General features: G+C 71.0%; 25 protein-coding genes. 16 read left to right on the forward strand and 9 right to left on the reverse strand.

Annotated elements, in window-relative coordinates; translation table 11 throughout:
- The first annotated feature begins 152 nt into the window (after positions 1–152).
- The 3 genes from AC5L30_RS24050 to AC5L30_RS24060 all read left to right on the forward strand — a co-directional run bounded on the left by AC5L30_RS24050 (position 153) and on the right by AC5L30_RS24060 (position 4018).
- Entirely contained in the window at positions 153–920 is a 768-nt protein-coding gene (locus tag AC5L30_RS24050) for an ABC transporter ATP-binding protein (protein WP_112587338.1), read from the forward strand.
- Complete coding sequence (locus AC5L30_RS24055) at positions 920–3475, forward strand: ABC transporter permease (protein WP_494869896.1); 2556 nt, start codon at positions 920–922, stop codon at positions 3473–3475. Before AC5L30_RS24050 ends, AC5L30_RS24055 begins: the two co-directional genes overlap by 1 nt.
- Positions 3476–3787: 312 nt before the next feature.
- The gene (locus AC5L30_RS24060) at positions 3788–4018 is read left to right on the forward strand and encodes a carboxymuconolactone decarboxylase family protein (protein WP_494869897.1); all 231 of its coding nucleotides are present in this window, start codon (positions 3788–3790) and stop codon (positions 4016–4018) included.
- 31 nt (positions 4019–4049) lie between these two features.
- Here the strand turns inward: AC5L30_RS24060 and AC5L30_RS24065 are convergent, their stop codons facing one another.
- The 3 genes from AC5L30_RS24065 to AC5L30_RS24075 form a co-directional block, all read right to left on the reverse strand.
- Positions 4050–4706, reverse strand: a complete 657-nt coding sequence (locus tag AC5L30_RS24065; protein WP_494870031.1) for an HAD family hydrolase — start codon at positions 4704–4706, stop codon at positions 4050–4052.
- A 121-nt stretch (positions 4707–4827) separates the two neighbouring features.
- On the reverse strand, positions 4828–5571 hold the full coding sequence (locus tag AC5L30_RS24070; RefSeq protein WP_494869898.1) for a neutral zinc metallopeptidase: 744 nt from the start codon (positions 5569–5571) through the stop codon (positions 4828–4830).
- A gap of 125 nt (positions 5572–5696) precedes the next feature.
- Positions 5697–5906 (reverse strand): hypothetical protein, encoded by a 210-nt coding sequence (locus AC5L30_RS24075; RefSeq protein ID WP_494869899.1) that lies wholly within the window; start codon positions 5904–5906, stop codon positions 5697–5699.
- A 203-nt stretch (positions 5907–6109) separates the two neighbouring features.
- Between AC5L30_RS24075 and AC5L30_RS24080 the strand changes: the two genes are divergently transcribed.
- Positions 6110–6502, forward strand: coding sequence for a YciI family protein (locus AC5L30_RS24080; RefSeq protein ID WP_238661275.1), 393 nt, complete (start codon positions 6110–6112; stop codon positions 6500–6502).
- A 4-nt stretch (positions 6503–6506) separates the two neighbouring features.
- Positions 6507–7763, forward strand: a complete 1257-nt coding sequence (locus AC5L30_RS24085; RefSeq protein WP_494869900.1) for an RNA polymerase sigma factor — start codon at positions 6507–6509, stop codon at positions 7761–7763.
- A 109-nt stretch (positions 7764–7872) separates the two neighbouring features.
- On the opposite strand, the gene AC5L30_RS24090 is transcribed toward AC5L30_RS24085, so the two are convergent.
- Entirely contained in the window at positions 7873–8973 is a 1101-nt protein-coding gene (locus AC5L30_RS24090; RefSeq protein WP_494869901.1) for a calcium:cation antiporter, read from the reverse strand.
- A gap of 110 nt (positions 8974–9083) precedes the next feature.
- Between AC5L30_RS24090 and AC5L30_RS24095 the strand changes: the two genes are divergently transcribed.
- Both AC5L30_RS24095 and AC5L30_RS24100 read left to right on the forward strand, forming a co-directional pair.
- Entirely contained in the window at positions 9084–9446 is a 363-nt protein-coding gene (locus AC5L30_RS24095) for a metalloregulator ArsR/SmtB family transcription factor (RefSeq protein ID WP_494869902.1), read from the forward strand.
- Positions 9443–9946: an SRPBCC family protein gene (locus AC5L30_RS24100; RefSeq protein ID WP_494869903.1), complete on the forward strand. Its 504-nt coding sequence runs from the start codon at positions 9443–9445 to the stop codon at positions 9944–9946. The genes AC5L30_RS24095 and AC5L30_RS24100 overlap by 4 nt, the downstream gene beginning before the upstream one ends.
- Here the strand turns inward: AC5L30_RS24100 and mug are convergent.
- Entirely contained in the window at positions 9943–10512 is a 570-nt protein-coding gene (mug, locus tag AC5L30_RS24105; RefSeq protein WP_494870032.1) for a G/U mismatch-specific DNA glycosylase, read from the reverse strand. The genes AC5L30_RS24100 and mug overlap by 4 nt on opposite strands.
- 62 nt (positions 10513–10574) lie before the next feature.
- On the opposite strand from mug, the gene AC5L30_RS24110 reads away from it, so the two are divergent.
- From AC5L30_RS24110 to AC5L30_RS24130, 5 genes are all read left to right on the forward strand, one after another.
- Entirely contained in the window at positions 10575–11318 is a 744-nt protein-coding gene (locus AC5L30_RS24110) for an SAM-dependent methyltransferase (RefSeq protein WP_494869904.1), read from the forward strand.
- 37 nt (positions 11319–11355) lie between these two features.
- A complete protein-coding gene (locus AC5L30_RS24115) occupies positions 11356–12165 on the forward strand; it encodes a CPBP family intramembrane glutamic endopeptidase (RefSeq protein WP_494869905.1) in 810 nt (269 codons plus the stop codon).
- Positions 12166–12260: 95 nt separating this feature from the next.
- On the forward strand, positions 12261–12974 hold the full coding sequence (locus tag AC5L30_RS24120; RefSeq protein ID WP_494869906.1) for an alpha/beta fold hydrolase: 714 nt from the start codon (positions 12261–12263) through the stop codon (positions 12972–12974).
- Positions 12975–13301: 327 nt separating this feature from the next.
- Positions 13302–14441: a ThuA domain-containing protein gene (locus AC5L30_RS24125; protein ID WP_494870033.1), complete on the forward strand. Its 1140-nt coding sequence runs from the start codon at positions 13302–13304 to the stop codon at positions 14439–14441.
- An 87-nt stretch (positions 14442–14528) separates the two neighbouring features.
- Complete coding sequence (locus AC5L30_RS24130) at positions 14529–17360, forward strand: PQQ-dependent sugar dehydrogenase (protein WP_494869907.1); 2832 nt, start codon at positions 14529–14531, stop codon at positions 17358–17360.
- A gap of 40 nt (positions 17361–17400) precedes the next feature.
- Here AC5L30_RS24130 and AC5L30_RS24135 read toward each other — a convergent pair whose 3' ends face one another.
- A complete protein-coding gene (locus AC5L30_RS24135) occupies positions 17401–18180 on the reverse strand; it encodes a helix-turn-helix domain-containing protein (protein ID WP_494869908.1) in 780 nt (259 codons plus the stop codon).
- 68 nt (positions 18181–18248) lie between these two features.
- Between AC5L30_RS24135 and AC5L30_RS24140 the strand changes: the two genes are divergently transcribed.
- Positions 18249–18647, forward strand: coding sequence for a nuclear transport factor 2 family protein (locus AC5L30_RS24140; protein WP_494869909.1), 399 nt, complete (start codon positions 18249–18251; stop codon positions 18645–18647).
- On the opposite strand, the gene AC5L30_RS24145 is transcribed toward AC5L30_RS24140, so the two are convergent.
- Together AC5L30_RS24145 and AC5L30_RS24150 are read right to left on the reverse strand one after the other, a co-directional pair.
- Positions 18644–19588 carry an acyltransferase domain-containing protein gene (locus tag AC5L30_RS24145; RefSeq protein ID WP_494869910.1) on the reverse strand — a complete coding sequence of 315 codons (945 nt, stop codon included), beginning with the start codon at positions 19586–19588 and terminating at the stop codon, positions 18644–18646. The genes AC5L30_RS24140 and AC5L30_RS24145 overlap by 4 nt on opposite strands.
- A gap of 125 nt (positions 19589–19713) precedes the next feature.
- Positions 19714–20142: a VOC family protein gene (locus AC5L30_RS24150; protein WP_494869911.1), complete on the reverse strand. Its 429-nt coding sequence runs from the start codon at positions 20140–20142 to the stop codon at positions 19714–19716.
- Positions 20143–20238: 96 nt separating this feature from the next.
- Here AC5L30_RS24150 and AC5L30_RS24155 point away from each other — a divergent pair, with 96 nt between their 5' ends.
- On the forward strand, positions 20239–21150 hold the full coding sequence (locus tag AC5L30_RS24155) for an NAD-dependent epimerase/dehydratase family protein (protein WP_494869912.1): 912 nt from the start codon (positions 20239–20241) through the stop codon (positions 21148–21150).
- Here the strand turns inward: AC5L30_RS24155 and AC5L30_RS24160 are convergent.
- Positions 21147–21602 carry a GNAT family N-acetyltransferase gene (locus AC5L30_RS24160; protein WP_494869913.1) on the reverse strand — a complete coding sequence of 152 codons (456 nt, stop codon included), beginning with the start codon at positions 21600–21602 and terminating at the stop codon, positions 21147–21149. The two genes, AC5L30_RS24155 and AC5L30_RS24160, sit on opposite strands and share 4 nt — an antisense overlap.
- Before the next feature lie 745 nt (positions 21603–22347).
- Here AC5L30_RS24160 and skfB point away from each other — a divergent pair.
- Both skfB and AC5L30_RS24170 read left to right on the forward strand, forming a co-directional pair.
- Complete coding sequence (skfB, locus tag AC5L30_RS24165; protein ID WP_494869914.1) at positions 22348–23694, forward strand: sporulation killing factor system radical SAM maturase; 1347 nt, start codon at positions 22348–22350, stop codon at positions 23692–23694.
- Positions 23687–25279 carry a CPBP family glutamic-type intramembrane protease gene (locus AC5L30_RS24170; RefSeq protein ID WP_494869915.1) on the forward strand — a complete coding sequence of 531 codons (1593 nt, stop codon included), beginning with the start codon at positions 23687–23689 and terminating at the stop codon, positions 25277–25279. Before skfB ends, AC5L30_RS24170 begins: the two co-directional genes overlap by 8 nt.
- The last annotated feature ends 44 nt before the right edge of the window (positions 25280–25323 follow it).

Here is a 25323-nt window from a genome sequence, read left to right on the forward strand (position 1 = left end):
GCGACATAGGGGGGCACCCGCAGCGGGAAATCCGCGCCGAGTCCCCCCAGGGTCGGACGGGACGGGCGGGGAAAGCACCGATGATTGAACAGTCGCGCCGGACCATTCGGGGGGCGGCGTGCATTTTCGGACAGACGGAAGAGGTAGATGACGTGACCGCGACGGTAGGCCAGCAGGCGCAGGCCGCGGCCCGGGCGAACGACGTGTGGAAGGTGTACGGCAGCGGCGAGGCTCAGGTCGTCGCGCTGCGGGGGGTCAGCGCCGAGTTCGAACGTGGCCGCTTCACCGCGATCATGGGCCCGTCGGGTTCCGGTAAGTCGACGCTGATGCACTGCCTGGCCGGTCTGGACTCGGTGACCCGGGGGACGGTGTCGATCGGTGAGACGACGGTCACCGGGCTGGGCGACGCGGGGCTCACGAAGCTGCGCCGCGACAAGGTGGGCTTCATCTTCCAGCAGTTCAACCTGCTGCCGACGCTGACCGCCAAGGAGAACATCCTGCTGCCGCTGTCGATCGCCGGGCGCAAGCCGGACCCGGCCTGGTACGACACGGTGATCGAGACGGTGGGTCTGAAGGACCGGCTGGACCACCGGCCGGCGCAGCTCTCCGGTGGGCAGCAGCAGCGGGTGGCGTGCGCGCGGGCGCTGGTCTCCCGCCCCGAGGTGATCTTCGCGGACGAGCCGACCGGCAACCTGGACTCGCGCTCCGGCGCGGAGGTGCTCAACTTCCTGCGTAACTCGGTGCGGGAGCACGGCCAGACCATCGTGATGGTCACCCACGACCCGACGGCCGCCGCGTACGCCGACCGGGTGGTCTTCCTCGCTGACGGCGAGATCGTCTCGGAGCTGATCGAGCCGACCGCCGAGACGGTGCTGGACACCATGAAGAAGCTGGACACTCCGGCCGAGGTGGGCAACTGATGTTCCGCGCGACACTGAAGAGTCTGCTGGCCCGCAAGGTCCGGCTGATCCTGTCCGGCCTGGCGGTGGTGCTCGGGGTGATGTTCGTCTCCGGCGCATTCGTGCTCACCGACACGCTGGGTCGCTCCTTCGACTCGGTCTTCGCCGACGGTTTCTCCGAGATCGACGTGAACGTCGCGGCGAAGCCGAAGGTGCAGATCAACGAGATGGAGGGCGAGCAGAGCGTCGCCCCGCTGCCGGCCGCCCTGGTGGACCGGGTGAAGCAGGTGCCGGGGGCGGCCTCCGCGACGGGCGTCGTCAACGCCGATGGCGCCCGGGTGATCGGCAGCAACGGCAAGGTGGTCACCTCGTTCGGCCCGCCGCAGTTGGGCGAGAACTGGACCGGCGAGAGCGAGCTGCTGCAACTGCGCGAGGGGCGCGCGCCGCAGGCCGAGGACGAGATCGTCATCAACAAGGCGTTGGCCACGGCGGCGAAGGTGCAGGTCGGCCAGAAGGTCGGCGTGCTCACCGCGTTCGAGTCGAAGAAGCGGGATTTCACCCTGGTCGGCGTCTTCGGTTACAGCGGTGACCGGGACTCGATCGGCGGGGTCAACGAGGTCTTCTTCACCACGCCGGTGGCGCAGCGGCTGATGCTGGGCGAGCCGGATGTGTTCAGCAGCATCACCGTGCAGGCCGCCGACGGGGTCTCCGACGAGAAGCTGCGCGACGACGTGGCCCGTACCCTGGGCGCGGACTTCGAGGTGAAGACCGGTGAGCAGGTGGCCGCGGACGCCTCGGCCAGCCTGAAGGAGGGCCTGTCCTTCTTCAACAAGATCCTGCTCGGCTTCGCCGCGGTGGCGTTGCTGGTGGGCACCTTCCTGATCCTCAACACCTTCTCGATCATCGTGGCGCAGCGGACCCGGGAGTTGGCACTGATGCGGGCCATCGGGGCCAGCGGCCGGCAGATCATCGGTTCGGTGGTGCTGGAGGCCATCGCGGTGGGGTTGATCGCGTCGGTGCTCGGCCTCGCCGCCGGCATCGGGGTGGGCGCGCTGCTGGCGTACCTGTTCGGCAAGCTCGCCGGTGGGCTCACCCTGGCCGGGATCGGTGTGCCGGCGGCGGCGGTGATCGGTTCGTTCGGCGTCGGTCTGGTGATCACCGTGGTGGCGGCGCTGCTGCCGGCGCTGCGGGCGTCCCGGATCCCGCCGATCGCGGCGATGCAGGACGTGGCCACCCCGGACCGGCCGTTGACCAAGGTGACGGTGGCCGGGTCGCTGGTCACCGGCATCGGCGCGGTGCTGCTGTTCCTCGGGCTCAGCGGCAACGCCGGCGGTCAGACGCTGTCCACCATCCTCGGTGGGGTGCTGTTCGCCTTCATCGGGGTGGCGCTGCTGACCCCGCTGATCAGCCGGCCGGTGGTGAGCCTGCTCGGCGCGATCTTCTCCTGGTCGGTGCCGGGCAAGCTGGGCCGGCTCAACTCCGGGCGCAACCCGCGCCGTACCGCAATCACGGCCGCCGCGCTGATGGTCGGCATCGCGCTGGTCACCGGGGTCACGGTCATCCTCGACTCGGCCAAGGGCAGCATCAGCGCGCTGGCCCAGGACACCATCAAGGCCGAGTTGGTGATCGCCGGCCAGCAGGGTGGCCCGCGTCCGCCGACGTTCGACCCCGGCGTGCTGGACCGGGCCAAGGCCCTACCCGGTGTGCGGCTGGTCGACGGCGAGTACGGCGACATGGGGCGGATCGACGGCGAGAGCACCTGGGTCGCGGCGAGCAGCGACCCGGCGTCGCTGCGGCAGATCTTCGGGGCGAAGCCCGTCGCCGGTGACATCGACCGGATCGGGCCGACCCAGATGCTCGCCAGCTCCGACACCGCCACCTCCCGTGGCTGGTCGGTGGGCTCGACGGTGAGCGTGCAGCTGACCCGCGGTGAGGCACGCACCTACACGGTCAGCGGCATCTATGAGTCGTCGCAGCTGACCAACCCGGTGACGCTGCCGCCGGCGGCGGCGAAGGACTTCGCCATCCCGCAGCCCATCCAGGGCTTCATTCAGCTGGCCCCGGGCACCCGGGTGTCCGACGTCCAGCCGCAGGTGGAGGCGTTGCTCGCGGACAGCCCCGAGGTGTCGGTGGCCGACCGGGACGCATTCATCAAGCAGCAGACCAGTTCGCTCGACGGGCTGCTCACGATGATCCAGATCCTGCTCGCGCTGGCCATCGTGATCGCCGTTCTGGGCATCATCAACACCCTGGCCCTGTCGGTGCTGGAGCGGACCCGCGAGTTGGGTCTGCTGCGGGCGATCGGCCTACGTCGGTCCCAGACCATGGGCATGATCACCGTGGAGGCGGTGGTGATCTCGGTGTTCGGCGCGCTGCTCGGCGTGGCGGTGGGCACCGGCCTCGGCGCGGCCGTGGTCGAGGCCCTCAAGGACGAGGGCATCACCGACCTGATCCTGCCCTGGGGGCAGATGGGTGTCTTCCTCGGCCTCGCCGCCATCATCGGCGTGGTGGCCGCGGTGCTCCCGGCCGTCCGGGCGGCCCGGATCAACGTGCTGGGCGCCATCGCCCACGACTGATCGGCACTGCCGAGGCCCCCGGTCGCCATCCGCGCGACCGGGGGCCTCGGCCTGTCCGGGCTGCCTCATTCGTCCTCGGCCGCCCGCAGGCGACTGCCAGGCTGGTGCTGCCGGCAGGGCGCCGGCCCGCCCGCGACCGGGCGGTCGGAGAGCCGGGGCCGGTGACATGACCGATCAGGACGCGTACCAGCAGGCGCTCGACAACGCCGAGCGGCTGCTGGGCCAGCCGTTGGTCCTCCCGCTCGGCGAGGGCGAGCCGCCGGTGGGGCACGACTTCCGTCGCCTCGCCACCGTGCAGACCTTCGGCGCGGCGTGGCCCGGGAGGGCCTGGACCTGCGCAGCCGGTGCCTGGTCTCGGTGGCGATCGCCGCCGCCCTCGGCACCCACGAGCCGCTGCGCGGGCAGCTGCGCATCGCGCTGACCTCGGGCGTGACCAGAGAGGAGATCGTCGAGCTCTTCATCCACCTGGCCGCCTACGCGGGGGCCGCGCGGGCCTTCGACAGCTACCAGGTGGTCGCCGCGGTCTTCGCCGAGCGCCCCTGAACCCTGCGGCGCTCCTGACCCGCCGGGCGGGTCAGCCGGTCGCCGCAGCCCGGTCGGTCAGCAGCGCCGCGAGCAGCTCCAGGTCCACGCCGGTCAGGCTCTCCACCTGGTGTACGCCGACAGTGCTCGGCAACGCCACCTCCGCCGGCACGGCCAGCACCGCCGCGCCCGAGGCGAGCGCGCTGGCCACCCCGGTCGGTGAGTCCTCGATCGCCACGCACCGCTCGATCGGCACACCCAGCAGCCGGGCCGCGGTCAGGTAGGGCTCGGGGTGCGGTTTGGCCGCCACCACCTCGTCGCCGGCGACCACCGTGTCGAAGTTGTCCCGACCGAGGGTGTCCAGGGCGATCTCGACCAGCGCCCGCGGGCTGGAGGTGACCAGGGCGGTGGGGATTCCCGCCGCGCGGATCGCGCGCAGCAGGTCGAACGCCCCGGGCCGCCAACGCAGACCGGTGCGGAACAGCTTCAGGATCCGGGCGTTGATCCACGCCGCGCTGATCTCCGGATCCCGTTCGGGCTGCCCCAGGTCGTCGTGCAGGATGCGCATCGACTCGGCCATGGCGGTGCCGATGATCGACTGGCGGGCGTCGACGGAGAGTTCCCCGCCGTACTCCCTCGCGAGCTCCTGCAACGCGACGTCCCACAGCTTCTCGCTGTCGACCAACGTGCCGTCCATGTCGAAGAGCACAGCGGCGGGGTGATGGCTGCTCAGCGGAACCTCCAGGGTCGTGACCGACACCGGCGATCCTGCCAGCACCCTCCGGGGCCGGTGGCGGCAACGGGTGCCAGGGTGATGCGGGCAACCCCGCTCAGCCCAGGTCGCACTCCTTCAGGGAACCCTCGTAACCCCGGAAGAACATGTCGGTGCGCTGTTCGGCGGTGCCGTGCGCGCCTTCCGCGAACCATGGCTGGTCCGGGTCGTCGCCGACCGCCGCCACCCCCTCCCGGAACTCTTCCAGGTCGCCCTCGGCGAGGGTCAGGGCACCCGAGCGCACCGAGTCACCGAGGTACGCGCCGGCCATGCAGTCGGCCTGCAACTCCTGCTGGATGGTGAAGCTGTAGTTGATGCCGAGCCGCACCTGGATGGCGTGCGCGTACTCGTGCCCGAGCAGGTAGAACACGAACGCGTCGCCGACCTGGCGGAACGCCCCCACCGACCAGGCGACGTCGTACGCGATGAAGTCGCCCTGCGAGCAGTAGACGGCGTTGTTGCGGGGCAACGGCTGGCCGCCGCAGGACACCTCGCCGTCGCGCTGGTACGGGATGACGCGCCGGACTGGGCGGAACCGCTGCCCGGATTCCTTGAACTGGGCCGCCCAGTACCGCTCGGCGATTGTCTGCGCGTCGGCGACGTCCTGCTCGAACTCGGCCACACTGGTGGTGCTGTCGGCCCGGGTGGTGCTCGGCCCCGGCGAGGCGGCCGTCGGGTTCGCACCGGGGCGTTCGGCCTCCGGCTCGGCCAGCCCACCGCCGGCGCAGGCGAGGGAGACCAGGGCGGCGATCAGCAGTCCCGCCAACGGGCCCCGCGCGTCGCGTCCGAACCGTGCCCCCACTGTGCCTCCCCAGACATCGGCGCTCAGGCTGGTAGTACCCCGACGGTAGGACCGAAACGCCCGTCACCGGTTTCACGCACCGTGCGGCCGAACGGTTCAGGCGCCGCGGGCCGAGGCAGTGCGGGTCAGCCGCCCGACTCACGGCCGCGCTGCCAGGTGTCGCCCTGGTCGCCGTGCCGCCCGGCCTCGTACCGCTGCTGCCGCACCCGAGCGTCCCGCCCAGCCCGAGCGTCATCGCCCTCAACCTCACCGGCCCGCCCCCGCCAAACCACCACCCCAAACGCCACCCCCGCCACCACCACAAAAACTGCCACCACCACCCACACCACCGTCATCCCGCCAACCTAGGCCCCACCCACCACCCCTTGCGTCCCGTGATCAAGAGGTTCACGTCATCCCGCCCGGCGTGTCGTGACGCGAACCTCTTGATCAACAGATCAGGTGGGTGGGCGTGTCCGGGTGGGGGTGTGGGGTTCGACGTTTCCTGTGAGGCACCGGGGTGGTGTCCCACAGGAGGAGGGGAAAAACCGTGAAGTACATGATTTTGCTCTACGGGTCGCAGCAGGACTACGACGTGCTGTCGGGGCGGGCGTCCGACCGGCCGGCGATGTCGGCCGAGCAGATCGCCGCGATGCACAAGCACATGGAGACCTTCCACCAGGCGCTGGCCGAGTCCGGGGAGCTGGTCGACGCCCGAGGGCTGAGCGAGCCGGTGCACGCCCGCCGGGTGCAGGTCCGTGAGGGGGCGCCCGTGGTCACCGACGGCCCGTACCCGGAGACGCAGGAGGTCCTTGCCGGTTACACCATCGTGGAGTGCGCCAGCTTCGACCGGGCCACCGAGATCGCCGCCGGCCTGGTCGACCCGGACGCCCCCGGTGGGTACGTGGACGTGCGGCCGGTGCTCGACGGTGTCGAGGACCTGGCCGGCTGACCCGGTGCCGGAGACTCCCGTCGAGGACCTGCTGCGCGAGCTGGCGCCGCAGGTCCTCGGCGCGCTGGTCCGCCGCTACGGGCACTTCGACACGGCCGAGGACGCGGTGCAGGAGGCGCTGATCGCCGCGGCGGACGGTTGGCCGCGCGACGGCGTACCGGAGAATCCGCGCGGTTGGCTGATCACCGTGGCGTCCCGCCGGCTGACCGATCTGCTGCGTCGCGAGCAGGCCCGGATGCGGCGGGAGGACAGGGTCGCCCGGTGGGTGCTGCCGGAGCAGTGGCGCGCCCCCGCCGCCGACCGTCCACCGGCGGACGCCGACGACACGCTCATCCTGCTGTTCCTGTGCTGCCACCCGTCGCTGTCGGCGGCGTCGCAGATCGCGCTCACCCTGCGCGCGGTGGGCGGGTTGAGCACCGCCGAGGTGGCCCGGGCGTTCCTGGTACCGGAGGCGACGATGACCCGGCGGATCAGTCGGGGCAAGCAGCGGATCCGCGACAGTGGACTGCGGTTCGCGCCGCCCACCGGCCCGGAACGCGCCGACCGGCTCGCCGCCGTGCTGCACGTGCTCTACCTGATCTTCACGGAGGGGTACGCCCGCACGGCCGGGCCCGGGTTGCTGCGCGCCGACCTGACCGCCGAGGCGATCCGGCTGACCCGGCTGGTGCGCCGGCTGCTGCCCGAGGACCCCGAGGTCACCGGGTTGCTCGCGTTGATGCTGCTCACCGACGCCCGTGCGCCGGCCCGGATCGGTCCGCACGGCGAGTTGGTGCCGATGGCCGAGCAGGACCGCTCCCGGTGGCGGGCCGACCAGATCGCCGAGGGGGTCGAGCTGATCACGGAGGCGCTGCCGCGCGGGGTGGTCGGGGCGTACCAGCTCCAGGCGGCCATCGCGGCCGTGCACGACGAGGCGCCCAGCGCGGCGGCCACCGACTGGGCACAGATCACCGCCCTGTACGAGGTGCTCCTCGGGATGTCCGACAACCCGGTGGTGGCGCTCAACCACGCGGTGGCGGTGGCGATGAGCCGGGGCGCGTCGGCCGGGTTGGCGCTGCTCGCCGACCTGGCCGACGACCCCCGGCTCGCCGACGACCCTCGACTGCCGGCCGCCCGCGCCCACCTGTGGGAGCTGGAGGGTGAGCGGGTCGCGGCGCGGGAGGCGTACCGGGTGGCGGCGGCGCGCTCGACGAACCTGGCGCAACAGCGCTACCTGAACGCCCGCGCGGAGCGTCTCGCCAGCGACCCACCGCCCACCGGCTGAGCCGACGGGCCGTGCGGGGTCTCACGGGCTGAGCCGGCGGACCGTGCGGGGTCACCGGCTGAGTCGGCGGGCCGTACGGGTTACGGGCTGAGCCGGCGGGCGGTGTCGGTCAGGGGCTGGCGGCCAGGAAGACGAAGGCGGCCAACAGCACCAGGTGTACGCCACCCTGCAACACGTTGGCCCGGCCAGGCACCACGGTGAGGACGGCGGTCACGGCGGTGAGCGCGAGCAGGGCGAGCTGGGTGCCGCCGAGACCGAGCAGCAGCGGGCCGTCCAGCCAGATCGAGGCGATCGCGATGGCCGGGATGGTCAGGCCGATGCTGGCCATCGCCGAGCCGAGCGCGAGGTTCAGGCTGATCTGCACGCGGTCGCGGCGGGCGGCGCGGGCGGCGGCCAGGGTCTCCGGCAGCAGCACCAGCAGCGCGATGATCACGCCGACGAACGCGTGCGGCAGGTTCGCCGCGGCGACGCCGGCCTCGATGGTCGGTGAGACGGTCTTGGCGTCGCCGACCACCGCGACCAGCGCCACGAGCAGCAGCACCAGGCTGACCAGCGCCGCGCGGGTGGTCGGGGGCTTGGCGTGCTCCTCCGCGTCGATCACCTTTCCCCGGCTGTCGACCGGCAGGAAGTAGTCGCGGTGCCGGCCGGTCTGCACCAGCACGAACAGCCCGTAGAGCGCCAGCGAGGCGACGGCGGCGAAGGCGAGCTGGGCCGGGCTGAACTCCGGGCCGGGCCGGGCCGTGGTGAAGGTCGGAATGACCAGGCTCAGGGTGGCCAGGGTGATCACGGTGGCCAGGGCCCCGCCGGTGCCCTCCGGGTTGAACACCGCGACGCGACGGCGCAGCGCCCCGAGCAGCAGGGACAGGCCGAGTATCCCGTTACAGGTGATCATGACGGCGGCGAAGACGGTGTCCCGGGCGAGCGACTGGGTCTTCTCCGGCCCGCTGATCATCAGCGTGACGATGAGGGCGACCTCGATCACGGTGACCGCGACGGCGAGCACCAGCGACCCGTACGGCTCCCCCACCCGGTGGGCGACCACCTCCGCGTGGTGCACGGCCGCGAGCACGGCACCTCCGAGCAGCACCGCGACCACCACGATGACCGGGCCGGGCAGGCTCCGCCCCCAGGTGACGATCAACACCAGGACGGCGAGCACGGGTACGACGAATGTCCAGTCGGTCAAGCGGGAGCGAAGCAGGGCGGCCATCCGTACAGAGTGCCAGGTCAAGTGATCATGCGCCCACCATCGATGCAGCGGTCTGCGTTCCCGGAGGTCCACAGCGAGCAAATCCGTAACCTATAGGTTACGCTTCTGGAGTGGATGAGGTGGCCGTCGCGATCGCGGACCCGGTACGGCGGCACATCCTGACCATGTTGCGCGCCGAACCCCTCTCCGCTGGCGACATCGCCCTGCGGTTCACGATCAGCCGGCCCGCCATCAGCCGCCACCTGCGGGTGCTGCGCGAGAGCGGCCTGGTCCGTGACGAGCTGGTCGGACGGCAGCGGATCTACCGGCTCGATCCGGGCCCGCTCGCCCCGCTGCTCGACTGGCTCACCGGGCTCACCACAGTCGACCGGTGGGGCCGGCATCTCGACGCGTTGGAGACCGAGGTCTATCGCACCCGCCGAGAGCGCCGCAGCCGCGGCCCGGCGGAGCACCGAAGGGAGCACACCGCATGACCCGCACACCCGCCGGACGCCTGTTCCGCACCGACACCGGGCACGATCTCGTCCTCACCCGAACCTTCCGCGCCCCGGTGGCGGACGTCTGGGCCAGCCTGACCGAGCCGGAGCGCACGGCCCGCTGGTTCGGCCCGTGGGAGGGCGACGCCGGGCCCGGACGGACCATCCGGGTCCAGATGGCGTACGAGGAGCAGCAGCCCTGGTGTGAGATGCGCATCGACGCGTGCGAACCGCGGCAGCGCCTCGCCGTGTCGATGGTCGACGACTACGGCAGCTGGCTGCTGGAGCTGTCGCTGACCGAGACCGACGGCACCACCGAGCTGCGGTTCGTGCAGCACCTGAGCAGCGTCGAGGGGATCGCCGAGGTGGGCGCCGGTTGGGAGTACTACCTGGACCTGCTGGTCGCCTCCCGGGACGGCTCGCCCCGCCCCGAGTTCGACGACTACCACCCGGCGATGCAGCCCTACTACCAGGAGCTGGCCGCCGCGGCCGGCTAGCGGTCCAGCTCCCGCCGCAGCTTGGCGAACTCGGCGGTCAACGCCGGCAGCGGGAAGTGCGCGTTCAGGCCGCTGGGGTTCGGCAACACCCAGACCCGGGCCGGGCCCAGCCGGTCCGGTCGCGGGCCCAGCCCGGCCCGTGGCCGGGCGAAGGCGATCCGGTACGCGGTCACCCCGAGGACCGCCACCCAGCGCGGCCGGTAACGCTCGGCCTTCACCGCCAACCCGGTGGCCCCGGCCACCAACTCCTCCGAGGTCAGCTCGTCGGCTCGGGCGGTGGCCCGGTTGCTCAGGCTGGTGATGCCCAGTCCCTGCCGCAGCAGCTCGTCGCGTTCCCACGAGCGCAGCTGACGGTCGGTGAAGCCAGCCCCGTGCAGCGCCGGCCAGAAGCGGCTGCCCCGACGGGCGAACGGCTCCCCCACCGCGGCCGAGTAGAGACCCGGGTTGAAGCCGCAGAACAGCACGCGCAGCCCGGGGCCGATGATGTCCGGCAGCCCTCGGCCGGCCGCCGCGGCCACCTCCTGCGGGGTCGGCCGCCGCGCCGGTCCCGCACGCTCCGCGTCCACCCCACCGATCCTGCCGTACGCCCCGGTGCCGGGCCCGGCGCACGCCTTGGCACCCTCTACGGATGCAGTCAATCGACCACCTCGCCGCCAGCCGTTACGCGCGGATGCGCTGGAACACTCCGCTCTCGCCGGAGCACGCCGCGCTGCTGTTGCAACGGCTCGACGTCCGCCCGGGCGCGCGCGTGCTCGACCTCGGCTGCGGCTGGGGTGAGCTGCTGCTGCGGGCGGTCGCCGCCGGCGGCGTGTCCGGCCCGGTCGCGACGCGGGGCGTCGGCGTCGACACCGACGAGGCCGCGCTCGCCCGGGGGCGGCGGCTGGCCGCGGGTCGGTCGCTGAACCGGCACGTCGCCTTCGTGATGGGGGAAGCGGCGGCCTGGCAGGAGCCGGCCGACCGGGTCCTCTGCATCGGCTCGGCACACGCCTTCGGCGGCACCGCAGCCGCCCTCGACGCCCTCGCCGCCGTGGTCCGGCCCGGTGGGCGGTTGCTGTTCGGCGACGCGTACTGGGAACGGTCCCCCACGGCGGAGATCGCCGAGGTCTTCGGCCCGGAGGTGCCGAGCCTTCCCGGGTTGGTCGAGGCCGCCCGCGAACGGGGCTGGCGGCTGCTGCACCTGAGCACCGCCGACCAGCGGGAATGGGACGACTTCGAGTCCACCTGGCTCGCCGGCCGGCAGGAGTGGCTGCTGGCGTACCCGGAGGATCCCCGGGCAGCCGACGTCCGGGCGGAACTCGACGACCGGTTGCGCCAGTACGTCGGCGGTTACCGAGGTGTCGTCGGCCTCGCCTACCTCGTCCTCGGCCGCTGACGGTCCGTCCTTGACGCCGCTGGCTACGCTGCGCGTGGTGAGCACCGGATCGCGTCTCGCTCTGCCCTGGCGGATCCTCCTCGTGGTCACCGGCGCCACGCTGGTGTGGCTGTTCCTGGGCGCTCTGCTCGGCCGGGACTACGACCGACTCACCCATGCGGTCGGGGCGGTCCTCACCACCGCTGTCGTCGTACCCCTGGTGGTTGTCGCCCGTCGCGTGCTGGATCGACGCCCGTGGACCGGCCTCGGGCTGCCGTCGCTGCGCGCCGGCTGGCGGCGTCTGCTGCTCGGCATGGCCTGCTGGCTCGTCCCCGCCGCGGCCGGGTTCGCGCTCTGCCTCGGCCTCGGCTGGGTCGAGATCAGCGTCCGGACGTCCGTCGGGGACGTGCTGCGCGTGGCGGCGCTGCTGGTGGTGCTCGTCTTCCTGAAGGAGGCACTGCCGGAGGAGCTGATCTTCCGCGGGTACCTGCAACACCACCTCGCCACCCGACTGCCGGCCTGGCAGGCCCTCGTCGGGCAGGCCGCGCTCTTCACCCTCTTCGGGTTCCTCGTCGGGGCGGCCCGATCCGTCGACCGGCTGGCGCTCTTCTTCGTCTTCGCGCTGCTGCTGGGCGCCTTCCGCGCCGCCACCGGTGACATCTGGGCCGGTATCGGCCTGCACGTCGCCTTCCAGACGGTCGCTCAGTTGTTCGGCGACGTCGGGGCGGTCTTCGACGTGGTCGGCGCGGACGTCCTGGGAGTGGTGGCCATGGGGGCCATCCCGTTCTCGATCAGCTGGTGGGTCCTGCGACACCGCTACCGGGACCGCCTGAACTGGCGCGCCCTCGCACCGGACCCGGTGCGCTGAGCGGCTGAAGCCTGGGCGTTTGGCCCACCAGCCGGACCGGCGTGGGGAAGAGTGGCGGGCGAGAGCTGTCGTCGAGGAGCACGCGGGGGATTCAGATGAGCGACACGTCTTCGGCCGAGCCCGCCCGCAACGTCGTCCTGGTCCACGGCGCGTACGCCGACGGCTCCTCCTGGTCCGACGTCATCCCGCTGCTGCAACGGGCCGGGCTGACGGTCACCGCGGTGCAGAACCCGCTGACCTCCCTGGCCGACGACGTCGCCGCCACCAACCGCGCCCTGGACCGGCAGGACGGCCCGACCGTGCTGGCGGGCCACTCCTGGGCCGGCACGATCATCAGCGAGGCCGGCAACCACCCGAGGGTCACCGCGCTGGTGTACGTCGCGGCCCGCGCGCCGGACGCCGGCGAGGACTACGCCGCGCTCGCGGCCAAATACCCCACCCCGCCGGCGAACGCCGGCCTCGTCCATCACGACGGGTACGCGCAGCTCAGCGAGAGCGCTTTCCTGGCCGACTTCGCCGGGGGCGTCGAGGAGACCCGCGCCCGCGCCCTGTACGCGGTGCAGGGCCCGATCGCCAAGGACCTCTTCCAGGGCCGCACGACGACGGCCGCCTGGCGGGACCGGCCCTGCTACTACTCGATCTCGACGCAGGACCGCACGACCGCACCGGAGCTGGAGCGGTTCCTGGCCGATCGGATGAACGCGACGGCCATCGAGGTCGAATCATCGCATCTCGCCATGGTCACCCACCCGGAGACGATCGCCGACCTCATTCTCATGGCGACCAGGGGCACCCGCAGCCCCGCGTAGGGCGACCGAGGTCGACCGCGCGACTCCCCACCGCCGTGTCGGTGGGCTTGACGGGGCGTAGACATCGGAGGTTTACTGCGTCAACGATGCCAGTCGATGAATTCCGACCGTCCATTGTGGGTGGCGTGAGTCGTCGGCTGGTCTCGGTGCCCCATCCCCCACCACCCCGCACCACCTCAGCCGAGCATCGGCGGCCCGGCTTCCGCACCACCGCCATCGCGGCCTCCGGCCTGCCCGCCTGCACAGCCTGAGGTCGACGCTCAGCAGAGGAGCAAGACCATGCGTTCCCGTCCCCGCCTGTTGGCACTCGTCACCGGCCTGGCCGTCATGCTGGCCAGCCTGGTCGCCCTGCCGACCCCCGCCTCGGCGGCACCACTGACCAAGGTCCTGGTGTTCAGCAAGACCGCCGGTTTCCGGCACTCGTCCATCCCCAACGGCATCGCCGCGATCCAGCAGCTCGGCTCGGCCAACGGCTTCACCGTGACCTCGACCGAGGACGCCGCCCAGTTCACCACCTCCAACCTGGCCCAGTACCAGGCCGTGGTCTTCCTGTCGACGACCGGCGACGTCCTCAACGCCAGCCAGCAGACCGCGTTCGAGTCGTACATCGCCGCCGGTGGTGGCTACGTGGGCGTGCACGCGGCCGCCGACACCGAGTACAACTGGCCGTGGTACGGCTCGCTGGTCGGGGCCTGGTTCGACTCGCACCCGGCGATCCAGACCGCCACCGTGCGGATCGAGGACCAGACCAACCCGTCGACCGCGCACCTCGGCACCACCTGGGTCCGCTCCGACGAGTGGTACAACTACCGCACCAACCCCCGGTCCAGCGCGCGGGTCCTGGCCAGCCTCGACGAGTCGTCCTACAGCGGCGGCAACATGAGCGGCGACCACCCGATCACCTGGTGCAAGGCGTACGGCGGCGGGCGTGCCTGGTACACGGGCCTCGGACACACCGAGGCGTCGTACACCGACCCGAACTTCACCCGGATGCTGCTCGGCGGCCTCCAGGTCGCGGCGGGCTCCGTGACGGCCGACTGCTCGCCCCGCACCACGACCCCGCCGCCCACCCCCAGTGGCTCCACCCTGCGGGCCCGGGCCAACAACCAGTACGTCAGCGCGCCCAACGCCACCACCGCGCTGATCGCCAACCGCAGCTCCGTCGGCACCACCGAGCGGTTCGATGTGGTCAACCTCGCCAACGGCAACGTGGCGCTGCGCGCCAAGGGCAACGGGCAGTTCGTCGCGGCCGAGAACGCCGGGGCCGCCGCGCTGATCGCCAACCGGGCCACCGCCGGCGCCTGGGAGACCTTCCAGCTCGTCCGCAACTCCGACGGCACGGTGAGCCTGCGGGCCACGGTGAACAACCGCTACGTCGCCGCCGACAACGCGGGCGCCTCCCCGCTGATCGCCAACCGGACCTCCATCGGTCAGTGGGAGAAGTTCGACCTCGTCACCACCAACTGACAGCGCCTCGACGCGCTCTCTCACCACCCCTCCCGGTCGTGGTGCGCCCCCGCGCGCCCGTCCCCCGGTCGTCGAGAAAGGACGATCATGCCCTCGTACCCCCGGCGCTGGCCCCGGGCTCTCCTCGCGGCGGTCACCACCGTCGCGAGCGTGACCCTGGCTGTGGCCGCACCGTCCACCGCGCAGGCGGCGGTCATCCCCGCCTCGGACTATCAGCAGGTCAAGCTCGCCACCGGCTCGGGCGAGCTCGGTGAGGCCATGTCCCTGGCCGTCCTGCCCAACCGCTCGGTGCTGCACACCGCCCGCAACGGCGTCCTGCGGGTGACCGACGTGGCCGGCAACACCAAGGTCTCCGGCACCCTGTCGGTCTACACCCACGACGAGGAGGGGTTGCAGGGCGTCGCCGTCGACCCCAGCTTCGCCACCAACCGGTGGATCTACCTGTACTACTCCCCCTCGCTGAGCACCCCGTCCGGGGACGCCCCGACCACCGGCTCGCAGTCCGACTGGGACCGGTGGAAGGGGCACCTGCGGCTGTCGCGGTTCACCCTCAACAGCGACGACACGCTCAACCTGGGCAGCGAGAAGATCGTGCTCCAAGTCGCCAACGACCGTGGGCAGTGCTGCCACGTCGGTGGCGACCTGGACTTCGACGCCGCCGGCAACCTGTACCTGACCACCGGCGACGACACCAACCCGTTCGAGTCGTCCGGCTACGCGCCACTTGACGAACGGACCAACCGCAACCCGCAGTTCGACGCCCAGCGCACGTCGGGCAACACCAACGACCTGCGGGGCAAGGTGCTGCGGATCAAGCCGCAGGCGGACGGCACGTACACGATCCCATCGGGCAACATGTTCGCCCCCGGCACGTCGGGCACCCGCCCGGAAATCTACGCGATGGGTCTGCGCAACCCGTTCCGGATGAGCGTCGACAAGGCCACCGGTGTCGTCTACCTCGGCGACTACGGCCCCGACGCCGGGTCCACGAACTCCAGCCGTGGCCCCTCCGGTCAGGTCGAGTTCAACCGCATCGCGGCGCCCGGCAACTACGGCTGGCCGTACTGCACCGGCAGCAACACCAGCACGGAAACATACAATGAATACACCTTCCCGTCCGGGCCCTCGCAGTCCAAGTACAACTGCACGGGCGGGCCGACCAACAACTCGTTCCGCAACACCGGGCTCACCACGTTGCCCGCGGCGAAGCCGGCCTGGATCAAGTACGCGGGCGACTCCGGTTCGCCGTCGGAGTTCGGCAGCGGCTCGGAATCGCCGATGGGTGGGCCGGTCTACCGGTACGACGCCTCACTCAACTCCAGCATCAAGTTCCCGGCCTCGCTCAACGGTCAGTTCTTCGCCGGCGAGTACGGCCGCCGCTGGATCAAGGCCATCGCGGTCAACTCCGACGGCACGCGCGGGGAGATCTCCAACTTCCCGTGGAGCGGCACCCAGGTCATGGACATGGCCTTCGGCCCGGACGGCGCGCTGTACGTGCTGGACTACGGCACCGGCTCGAACAACCAGGCGCTCTTCCGGATCGAGTACATCGGTGGAGGCAACCGCAGCCCGATCGCGGTCGCCTCGGCGAACCCCACCTCGGGGCCGAGCCCACTGACCATCTCCTTCTCCTCGGCCGGCAGCTCCGACCCGGAGGGCGGCGCCCTCAGCTACCTGTGGACCTTCGGTGACGGCACCACGTCGACGGCGGCCAACCCCACCAAGACGTACACCACGAACGGCACGTACAGCCCCACCCTGAAGGTCACCGACCCGACCGGCCTGTCCGGCACGGCGAGCCTGGTCGTCACCGTGGGCAACACCGCCCCGACGGTGTCACTCACCTCGCCCACCGACGGGCAGCTGTTCGCCTTCGGTGACACGGTGCCGTACCAAATCTCGGTGAGCGACCCGCAGGACGGCACGATCGACTGTTCCAAGGTGAGCCTGACCTACGCGCTGGGCCACGACAGCCACGCCCACCAGATCACCTCGAAGACCGGGTGCAGCGGCACGATCACCGTCCCGACGGACGGCGAGCACGACGCGGCGGCCAACATCTACGGGGTCTTCGACGCCGCGTACACCGACAACGGCGGGCTCACCACGCACAGCATCAAGACCCTGCAACCGAAACACCGCCAGGGTGAGCACTTCAGCGCCCAGTCCGGTGTCCAGGCCACCGACCACACCAACGCCGAGGGTGGCCGCACGGCCGGGTTCATCGAGAACAACGACTGGATCTCCTACCAGCCGTACAACCTGTCCAACGCGAACCGGTTCACCGCCCGGGTCTCCTCGGCCGGCGCCGGCGGCACCATCGAGGTTCGCGCCGGGTCCGCCACCGGCACCCTGCTGGGCACCGCCACGGTGCCGGTGACCGGTAGCTGGGAGACCTTCGTCGACGTCTCCACCGCGATCAGCAACCCGCCCGCCTCGACGACCACGCTGTACCTGGTGTTCAAGGGCGGCTCGGGCAACCTGTTCGACGTGGACGCGTTCACCTTCACCACCGGCACCACCACCCCCAGCGGAGGAATCACGCTGCGGGCGCAGGTCAACAACCAGTACGTGTCGGCCGTCGGCACCAACCCGCTGATCGCCAACAAGGCCAGCGTGTCGACGACCGAGCAGTTCGACCGGGTGGACGCCGGCAACGGCAACATCGCCCTCCGGTCGCGCGCCAACGGCCTGTACGTCTGCGCCGACAACGCCGGCGCCAATCCGTTGATCGCGAACCGTACGACGATCGGACCGTGGGAGACGTTCCAGATCATCAACAACTCCGACGGGACCGTCGGTCTGCGGGCTCTGGCCAACAACCAGATCGTGGCCGCCGAGAACGCCGGAGCCGGGGCACTGATCGCCAACCGGACGTCGGTCGGGTCCTGGGAGAGGTTCGTCCTGACCACCGGCTGACCAGTGGTGGGCCCGGCCTGGACGGTGACCAGGCCGGGCCCTACCCGGTGAAGTAGGCGGCGCTCTGCGGGTCTGCCGGGTAGTAGGACTCCACCGCGATCTCCTCGACGGTGATGTCCATCGGGGTGCCGAAGGTGGTGATGGTCGAGAACAGCCGCAGCTCCTGTCCACCGACCCGCAGGATCATCGGGATCACCACGTCGGCGTCGACCCGCTGGCCGGTCGGCTCCTCGGGCAGCGGGTTCAGCAGTTCGTCGTAGAGTGCCGCGAGTTCCGGGTCGGGAGCGGCGGCGAGCTGACGCGAGATCCGGCTGCGGAACACCGCCCGCACATCCGCCAGGTTGACGACCAGGGGGGCCAGCCCGCGCGGGTCCAGGCCCAGCCGGACCAGGTTCACCGGTGGCCGCAACAGGTCGGGCGCCGCGTACGCGAAGAACGGGTCGACCGCCCGGTTGGTCAGCACGATGTTCCACCGGCGGTCGAAGACCAGCGCCGGGTACGGCTCGTGCGCCTCAAGCACCCTGCGGACCGCGTCGAGGGCAGCCGACAGGGCGGTGTCGTCGAGCGGGCGCTGCGCGTACCGGGGCGCGAAACCGGCGGCCAGCAACAGCTGATTGCGATCACGCAGCGGCACGTGGAGCTGGTCGGCGAGCCGGAGGATCATGCCGGCGCTCGGCGTGGACTTGCCGGTCTCGACCAGGCTGACATGCCGAGCCGAGACATCCGCGGCGATCGCCAGGTCGAGTTGGCTGAGCCCTCGGCGCTTGCGCCACTGCCGCAGGAGTTCCCCGACCTCGTACACGATCATGAGCCTACTCATCGTCGCTCCGGGCGCCATGACATGCGATGTCATCGACAACCACCCGGGCCGGGGAAACACTTGCGCCCATGACCACCGAGAACAAGAGCATCGTCGGTCGCGCGTTGGCGGGGCTGATCGATACGGGAGACGTCGACACGCTCGCCTCGTACCTGAGCGAGGACTTCATCCATCACCGGTCGGACGCGACGACCTCGACCAAGGCGCAGTGGCTCGCCGCGGTCCGCGCCGCGCTGGGCCCGACCGTCGGTATGCGGGTCGACATCCTGCACCTGCTGGCCGACGGTGACCACGTCGTGGTGCACTCGCGACGCCGACTGCCCGGTTCGGGGCCGGAGATCGTGGTGGTCGACGTCCTGCGTATCGCCGACGGGTTCATCGTGGAGGTCTGGGAGATCATCGAACCGGCCGGCCACGCAGCCGCCAACGCGGCGTGGTGGAACTCGGCCGTCGACGCGCGTGGCTAGATCGGGAAGCGGCCGCGGCGCCAGTACCAGTGGCCGCCGGCGCGCAGGTGGTCGATGAGCGCGCGCTGGAGCACGGTGCGGCGTGGCAGCTCGTCGAGCGGTGTGGTCAGGGTGCGGAACCCGAACCGCAGCACCTCGATGTCGGCGTCCGGCCCCTCCGACTCCTGGTAGGGCTGCAGCTCGAACCGGCGCTGGAACCGCACGATGTTGGAGTCCTCGGGAAGGTACTCCCGCAACTGCGGGTCGAGCAGCCAGGAGGCGCAGGAGAACGCGGTGTAGCGCTCGTCGGGAAAGTGCCGTGGGAAGAACGCGCGGGCCTCGTCGAGCGACGCCGCGACCGCCTGCGGGGTCAGCGGCCCCGTGTCGGGGACGTGCAGGCCGATCGCGCCGTCGCCACGCTGGTGCTGTAGCCGGCCCAGCTCGTAGACGCTGCCGCGCGAGTGCAGCGTCAGCCAGCTCTGCATGACCGGCCAGCCCTCGCCGCGCATCCGCCGGTCGATCGCGAGGCTGCGGCCCAGGTCAGCGAGGGTCACCCAGGTCACGGCATCGGGGATACCGTGGTCGCGGTGGTATCCCCGCACCACGTCGACCAGGGCCAGGTACGCGTACACGTAGAGGTGCCGCCAGGCCGGCCCCCGCTCTCGCGGCAGTTCCGGGCCGGGCGACATCCAGTCGTAGCCCGCGAGGTCGGCGCGGACCAGCGCGATCGAGCGGTCGAGCAGCCAGCGCAGCTCCGGGGTCCACAGCGGAGAGTCGGGGTCGGGCCAGCCTGCCATGATCTCGGTCGCGTCGTCCGGCGGCACGGCGAGCCGGTCGAGGATCGCGGGCGCGTCGGCCTTGGCTGGCAACGGAGCTGACGGTCTGTCACCGGCGAGCCGGTGCACGCGGTCGACGTCCTCGACGGGCACCCCGAGCCGGGCGGCGATGTCGTCCAGATCCACGCGACGACCCTACCGGCGGGCGGGCAGTTCAGGAGCCCGCCGGCACTCCGGCGTCGAACTGCCCGATCATCGGTGCGAGGAGGTCGTTGAGCTCCCGGTTGTCAACCCGCGTTGCGCCGCGGCCGTCAGCCAACGAAGACGCAGAAGGGATGTCCGGCCAGGTCGGCGTACACGCGGAGAGGCTCGTCGGGGTCGTCGATGCGGTCGTACAACAGTCGGCCGCCGAGGCGCAGCACGCGCTCATGCTGGACCAGCAACTCCTCGACGGACTCCACGGTCAGGTCCAGGTGCAACTGCTGGGGCACGGTATTCGACGGCCACGTCGCCTCCGGCAGCTGCTCCACCTGCTGAAACGCGATCTGGGGTCCACCGGCGGGCGACCGCAGCACCAGCCAGTCGCGGCCACGTTCGTCCGCCTCGCCCGCCGCTGGCGGTTCGTCACCGGGCCGGTAGACGAAGCCCAGTAGCTGTCGATAGAACTCCGCCAGCGCCCTCGCATCGGTGCAGTCGAGCACCACCGAACACAGCTTGGGCACGCTCTCCTGGTCAACCACGCTCGATCACCTCCGGGTGCCATTCTGGTCGAACCGCGACGCTGCCGCAGCGGCACCGACTTGACAAGGGGCCGGTTCCAGAGTGGACGATGCACCGTGCGAATTCTTGTGGTGGGTGGCAGCGGCCTGATCGGCGCTCACGTCGTGGAGGTGCTCCGGGAACGTGGCCACGCCGCCACCACGGTGGCGCGTACCGCCCAGCCGGGCGTCGACCACCTGCTCGATGTCGGGTCCGCCTCGATCGAGGACCTGCGGCCATTGCTCGCCGGTCACGACGGCGTCGTGTACGCCACCCGCACCGAAGAGCAGCGGCCAATGCCCAAGCCGATCTACCCCGAGTTCCGCCGCGACAACGTCGACCCGGTGGTGCGCCTGTGCACCGCCGCCCGCCTCGAAGGTCTCACCCGGGGCGTCGTGATGGGCTCCTACTACACCTACTTCGACCGGCTCCACCCGCAGTGGCGCCTCGCCGAACGGCACACGTACATCCGGTGCCGCCTGGAGCAGGCCCGGGAGGGGCGGGCGGCCGCCGGCGAGGGCCTGCCGATCGCCGTACTCGAACTGCCCTTCGTCTTCGGTCGGGCCGGCGACCGGCTGCCCAACTGGGCCGGTCCGCTGGACCGGTGGGCCCGCTCGCGTACCCCGCTGGTCGCCCCGACCGGCGGCAGCGCCGCGGCCTCCGCCCGCAGCGTGGCCGAGGTCGCGGTCGACGCCCTGGAGCAGACCAGCGGCGCGGACATCCCGGTCGCCGACGAGAACCTCAGCTGGCACGACATGATCGCGCGCATCGCCGACGCGGTGGGCCACCCCCGTCGGGTCCGCCGCCTGCCGGCCGGCGCGGCGCGGGCCGCGCTGCGACTCGGCGGCGTGGCGCAGGCCCTCGGCCGCAAGGAGTCGGGGGTGAACCCCAGCTACCTCGCCGATCTCCTGCTCGCCGACCTGTTCATCGAACCGACGAGCGGCCGGACGCTGGACCCGGCGCTGCGCGAAACCTTCCCCGCTGCCTAGCAGTCTGGACTTTCCTCAGACGGTCGGGCCAGATATGCGCTCTTGGCGTCGGGTGAAAACCCGCAGGCCTGGTAGAAGGCGTGCGTCGCAGGCGAACGCGAACCCGTCATCAGCATCGCCTTGTAGCAGCCCGCATCCCAGGCGGCCTGGAGTGTGCCGGCCATGATCAGCCGACCCAGGCCGGTGCCACGCCGCGACTCCTCGACGACGACGTTCTCGATGACCGCGTACGGCGACGCCGACCGGGTGAGGTTCGGGATCACGTTGAGGTACGTCGTGGCGACGACGACACCATTCACTTCGAGGACGAAGAGATGCAGCGCCGGCGAGCTCAGGATCTGCTGAAAGGCCGCGACGTCAGATCCGTCGCGCAGCACCGGATCGTCGGGGTTCAGTTGACGGTAGAGGCCGATGATCTGCTCGAAGTCGTCCGACCGGGCCGCACGGAACATGGCTGAAGCGTAACCAACAGTGGCAGCGTGGCCAGCAGTGGCCGAGATCAGGACCTGACACTCGGCGCATGACCCCGTGGGCGGCCCTCGGCCGGGCTGCTCGGCGCACCGATAGTGGCCAATACACCGTTGCCGCCTCGCGCAGCGTCAGATTGCCCGGCCCAGCACCGCAGGTGGCCCCAGCCGTAGAACACCCTGCTGGTCAGTCGATTCAAGGTTAGTTGCAGATCTGCTGCATGGCGGCCCGGCACATTTGCGGTCACAGCCCCGATGAACAGTACCGACACGGGGGGATCCGGGCGACGCGCGGTCCGGATCAGAGCTTCGTCTCGCTCCGCGAGAAGTCGGGCGGTGGATGGCCCGCTGCGGAGCGGTTCGTCACGGGTCGCACTGTTCCGGGGATGTCGACCGAGTGATCCGGGAGGGGGTGATTGACATGCAGAAGTCGAGCAGCACGCTCAACCGACTCGGCTCGGAGAAGCGGGCCGAACCGATGGTTAAGTCCGTGGGTTGCGGCATTTGCTGGGCCAGCGGCTGGGCGCCGTTCGTCGCGGCGTGCTTGGGGCCGCCGCCGTACTCGCAGGCCATGTGACCGATTCCGACCGGCCGTCCGGGGTGGGCGTGACGCCCGCTCCGGACGGCCGGGGCCGTACCTCTCGAAGCGACGAAATCCCGCCGGTCCCAGACCAACACGGTGCCGACGCAGCTGCCGGGCCGACGGCCGGCCAATCCCGAGGGAACCCTTATGACAACCGCGCTTTCCCACGCGTCCGGTGACTCGGTCGCCGGCACCGCCGACCCACCATCGCCTGACTGGGGCATTCACCTGCAACCCGTCGGTGGGCTGTTGGTGGACCGCAAAAGCCTGAACTACGTACGACTGTCCAGCGAGGCGCTGGAGATCGCCCTCCAACTGGCACGGACGCGCAGTGTGGTCCGCACCGCCCGGATCCGGGCCGGCACCTCCCACCGTGACCCGAACGAGGTTCAGGCGGAGATGGTCGAGGCACTGAACGGATCGTTGTTGACCTCCTCCTGGCTCAACGGGGCGCTCGACCAGCCCCTGCGGGTGTCCGGCTCGACCGACGCGTACCTGCCGCTACTGGCGTCGCTCCAACTCACCAACCGGTGCAACCTCAGCTGTTCGTTCTGTTACGCGAGTTCCGGGCCCGCCCTGCCCGGCGAGTTGACCGCCGACGACTGGGTCAAGGTGCTGGAGCGGCTGGCCCAGTCCGGAATCGCGGCCGTGACCCTCACCGGTGGTGAGCCGACCATCGCCCGGGAATTTCGGCGCATCCTGGCGACCGCCACCGCGCTGATCGACCACGTCGACATCTTCACCAACGGCCTGCACTGGTCGGACGAACTGGTCGCGATGGCAGCCGCCTGCGGCAACATCCGGGCCCAGATCAGCATCGACGGACGCGCTGAGCGGCACGATCTCATCCGGGGCCGAGCCGGGGCCTACAACGAGTCGCTGCACACGATGCGTCGCCTTGCCGCAGCAGGGGTACCGGTGATCGTTGCGATGACGGTGACCCCCGCGAACTACCGGGACGTCGCCGCCGTCGTCTCCGACGTGGACAGCGCCGGCGCCCGGCTGTTCCGGGCAGGTCGGGTGGTACCGGTGGGCAGGGGTGACCAGGACGGGTTCGGACTGACACCGGATCAGGTCGCGGATGTGATCCGGCAGTTCCAGGAGACACGCCACCTCAACCTCGAGGCGCTGGGCTGGGACCAGTGCGTGGATCTCGGTGAGCAGTTGGCGCCGATCGGGCTGCCCGTCGAGTTCCTCACTCCCGGCTACCTCAGTTGGCACGTCCGTGCCGATGGCCAGGTGACCCCGTGTCAGATCGAGGCGGAGTCCCTCGGTCGGATCCTCGCCGAGCCACTGGAGCTGATCGGGGAACCTGGTCGGTTGGCCACCGTCCGGTCCACTGCCCGCGGTTGCCGCTGTATCCAGCGGCTGAATCCCACCGAAGACGTTGACCTGCCGTTCGGTCTGACGCCGGGACCGTCGATCCGTGTGGACGCGGCGACCAGCGGCTGCTGTGGTACGGCGCGCTGCGGCTTGGGGTGCGGTGATGACTGAAAGTGTCGTTCTGGCCGTTATCGGTCTGCTGTTCGGTGCGCTGTTCGTCGTCCTACGAAACCGGGCGTACCCCACCGAGCCGATGCCCCCGGTGATGGACGCCGCTGCCGCAACGGATCAGGCGGCGGCGACGGTACGGCGCCTCTGTGGTCTCGACATCACGGGCTGGCGCTCCTTCGCCGTCCTGCACTTCGATGGCATCGTCGACCGGCTGCACCACCTCGGGCTCGTCGCCCGGCAACGGGAGTTCCTCAACGGGTGGGGTCTACAGGGCTCTTGGCGGGTCCGCTTCATTGGCGCCGACGGCAGCGTCCTGGTCGGGCTCTCACCCCGGGGCGAGGTCGTGCTCTTCGAACTCGCCGGTGATCTACGCGATCGGGTGGTCGACCGCGTCGTACCCTCTCGACTGTGCGACGGCGCGACCGACGACGGCACGGATCGGGGCGGCGACGTCGGGGTGGCGCCGGACACTGGCGACGACAAGGGGCTGCGACAGCGGCTGGGTGTCCCCGACGGGGTCTGGGCCGGGGCGGAGCCGGTGGGCGCCGGGTACTGGACCCGTGAGGACGAGTCGACCGAGCGTATTCGTCGGTTTCGGGCGACCAGTCCGGACGTTCGGATCGAGTTCGAGGTGGAGTCACTCGGCGCGACGGTGCTGCGCGTTGACTCCCTGGTGGAGTTGACCAACGAGCAGATACCGGCACTCGAGCGGGCCGAGCAGCGGGAAGTCCTCGCCGGTGCGGGGGCGCTGCTCGGCTCGGTGCTGGCACTGGTCGGCGGGGTGGCTCTCCTCGCGTTCGCCGGTGGTACCGCGCAGGCGTCGTTAGCCGCAGTGTTGGCGGTGCCGGTCCTGCTGGCGGTCCTCTTCGGTGAAGGCGGCCGGTTCCGGTACATCGCGGTGCACGGTTACGAGGGGACGCAATCGTGGGCCGCCTTCAGGGCGATCAACGCGCTCACGTCGGCGGTGACGGCGGTGACCATGAGTGCCGTGGTGGTGGTCGCCGCCCTGGCCGGTTCGCTGGTCGCCCAGCGGGTCGGGATTCCCACAACCTCGGATCTCGGTCGGCAAGTGATCTGGGGCGCCTGCCTGGCCGCGATCTGGCTGGGACTCGCCGCGGCGGGGTACGCCCTTCTGCGTCGGACGGGACTCGCCCGGGTCTCTCCGAACCCGGACCGGCGTTCGTTGCGTACGGTCGGAATGGACCTGCCCCACGTGCTCTCGCTGACCGCGCAGAGTTCGATCGGCGAGGAGGCGGTCTTCCGGCTTCTCGCGGTGCCGGTCGTACTCTGGCTGACCGGTCAGCCGCTGCTCGCCGCCCTGGTCGCCGCGGTGCTGTGGGCCGGTACGCACAGCGGCAGCATGGTCCGTCCGCGGTGGATCCGATTCGCCGAACTGACCCTCATCGGCGTGACGTTGGGGCTCGTGGCCATCGAGATCGGGATCGTTGCCGCCCTGGTCGCGCACGCACTCTACAACCTCGTCGTGCTCAGCGCGCCGCTGCTCGGCGTCGACTCCGGCCGGCGGCGGGTCAGCGAGGAGGCGCCGGCTGAGGCTCGGCGGGTATCGGCGACATCCACCGCCTGAGGTCCCGGACGCGCCGCCCGCGCCCGCCCTGTCCATTCGTCAAA

It is taken from the genome of Micromonospora sp. BQ32, from assembly GCF_059358895.1.

Bases quoted from the DNA above. Each gene is read 5' to 3' on its own strand.
- AC5L30_RS24055 (WP_494869896.1), top strand. From the start codon at position 920: ATGTTCCGCGCGACACTGAAGAGTCTGCTGGCCCGCAAGGTCCGGCTG.
- AC5L30_RS24075 (WP_494869899.1), bottom strand. From the start codon at position 5,906: ATGACGGTGGTGTGGGTGGTGGTGGCAGTTTTTGTGGTGGTGGCGGGG.
- AC5L30_RS24080 (WP_238661275.1), top strand. From the start codon at position 6,110: ATGATTTTGCTCTACGGGTCGCAGCAGGACTACGACGTGCTGTCGGGG.
- AC5L30_RS24090 (WP_494869901.1), bottom strand. From the start codon at position 8,973: ATGGCCGCCCTGCTTCGCTCCCGCTTGACCGACTGGACATTCGTCGTA.
- AC5L30_RS24100 (WP_494869903.1), top strand. From the start codon at position 9,443: ATGACCCGCACACCCGCCGGACGCCTGTTCCGCACCGACACCGGGCAC.
- AC5L30_RS24110 (WP_494869904.1), top strand. From the start codon at position 10,575: ATGCAGTCAATCGACCACCTCGCCGCCAGCCGTTACGCGCGGATGCGC.
- AC5L30_RS24120 (WP_494869906.1), top strand. From the start codon at position 12,261: ATGAGCGACACGTCTTCGGCCGAGCCCGCCCGCAACGTCGTCCTGGTC.
- AC5L30_RS24125 (WP_494870033.1), top strand. From the start codon at position 13,302: ATGCTGGCCAGCCTGGTCGCCCTGCCGACCCCCGCCTCGGCGGCACCA.
- AC5L30_RS24130 (WP_494869907.1), top strand. From the start codon at position 14,529: ATGCCCTCGTACCCCCGGCGCTGGCCCCGGGCTCTCCTCGCGGCGGTC.
- AC5L30_RS24135 (WP_494869908.1), bottom strand. From the start codon at position 18,180: ATGAGTAGGCTCATGATCGTGTACGAGGTCGGGGAACTCCTGCGGCAG.
- AC5L30_RS24140 (WP_494869909.1), top strand. From the start codon at position 18,249: ATGACCACCGAGAACAAGAGCATCGTCGGTCGCGCGTTGGCGGGGCTG.
- AC5L30_RS24160 (WP_494869913.1), bottom strand. From the start codon at position 21,602: ATGTTCCGTGCGGCCCGGTCGGACGACTTCGAGCAGATCATCGGCCTC.
- skfB (WP_494869914.1), top strand. From the start codon at position 22,348: ATGACAACCGCGCTTTCCCACGCGTCCGGTGACTCGGTCGCCGGCACC.
- AC5L30_RS24170 (WP_494869915.1), top strand. From the start codon at position 23,687: ATGACTGAAAGTGTCGTTCTGGCCGTTATCGGTCTGCTGTTCGGTGCG.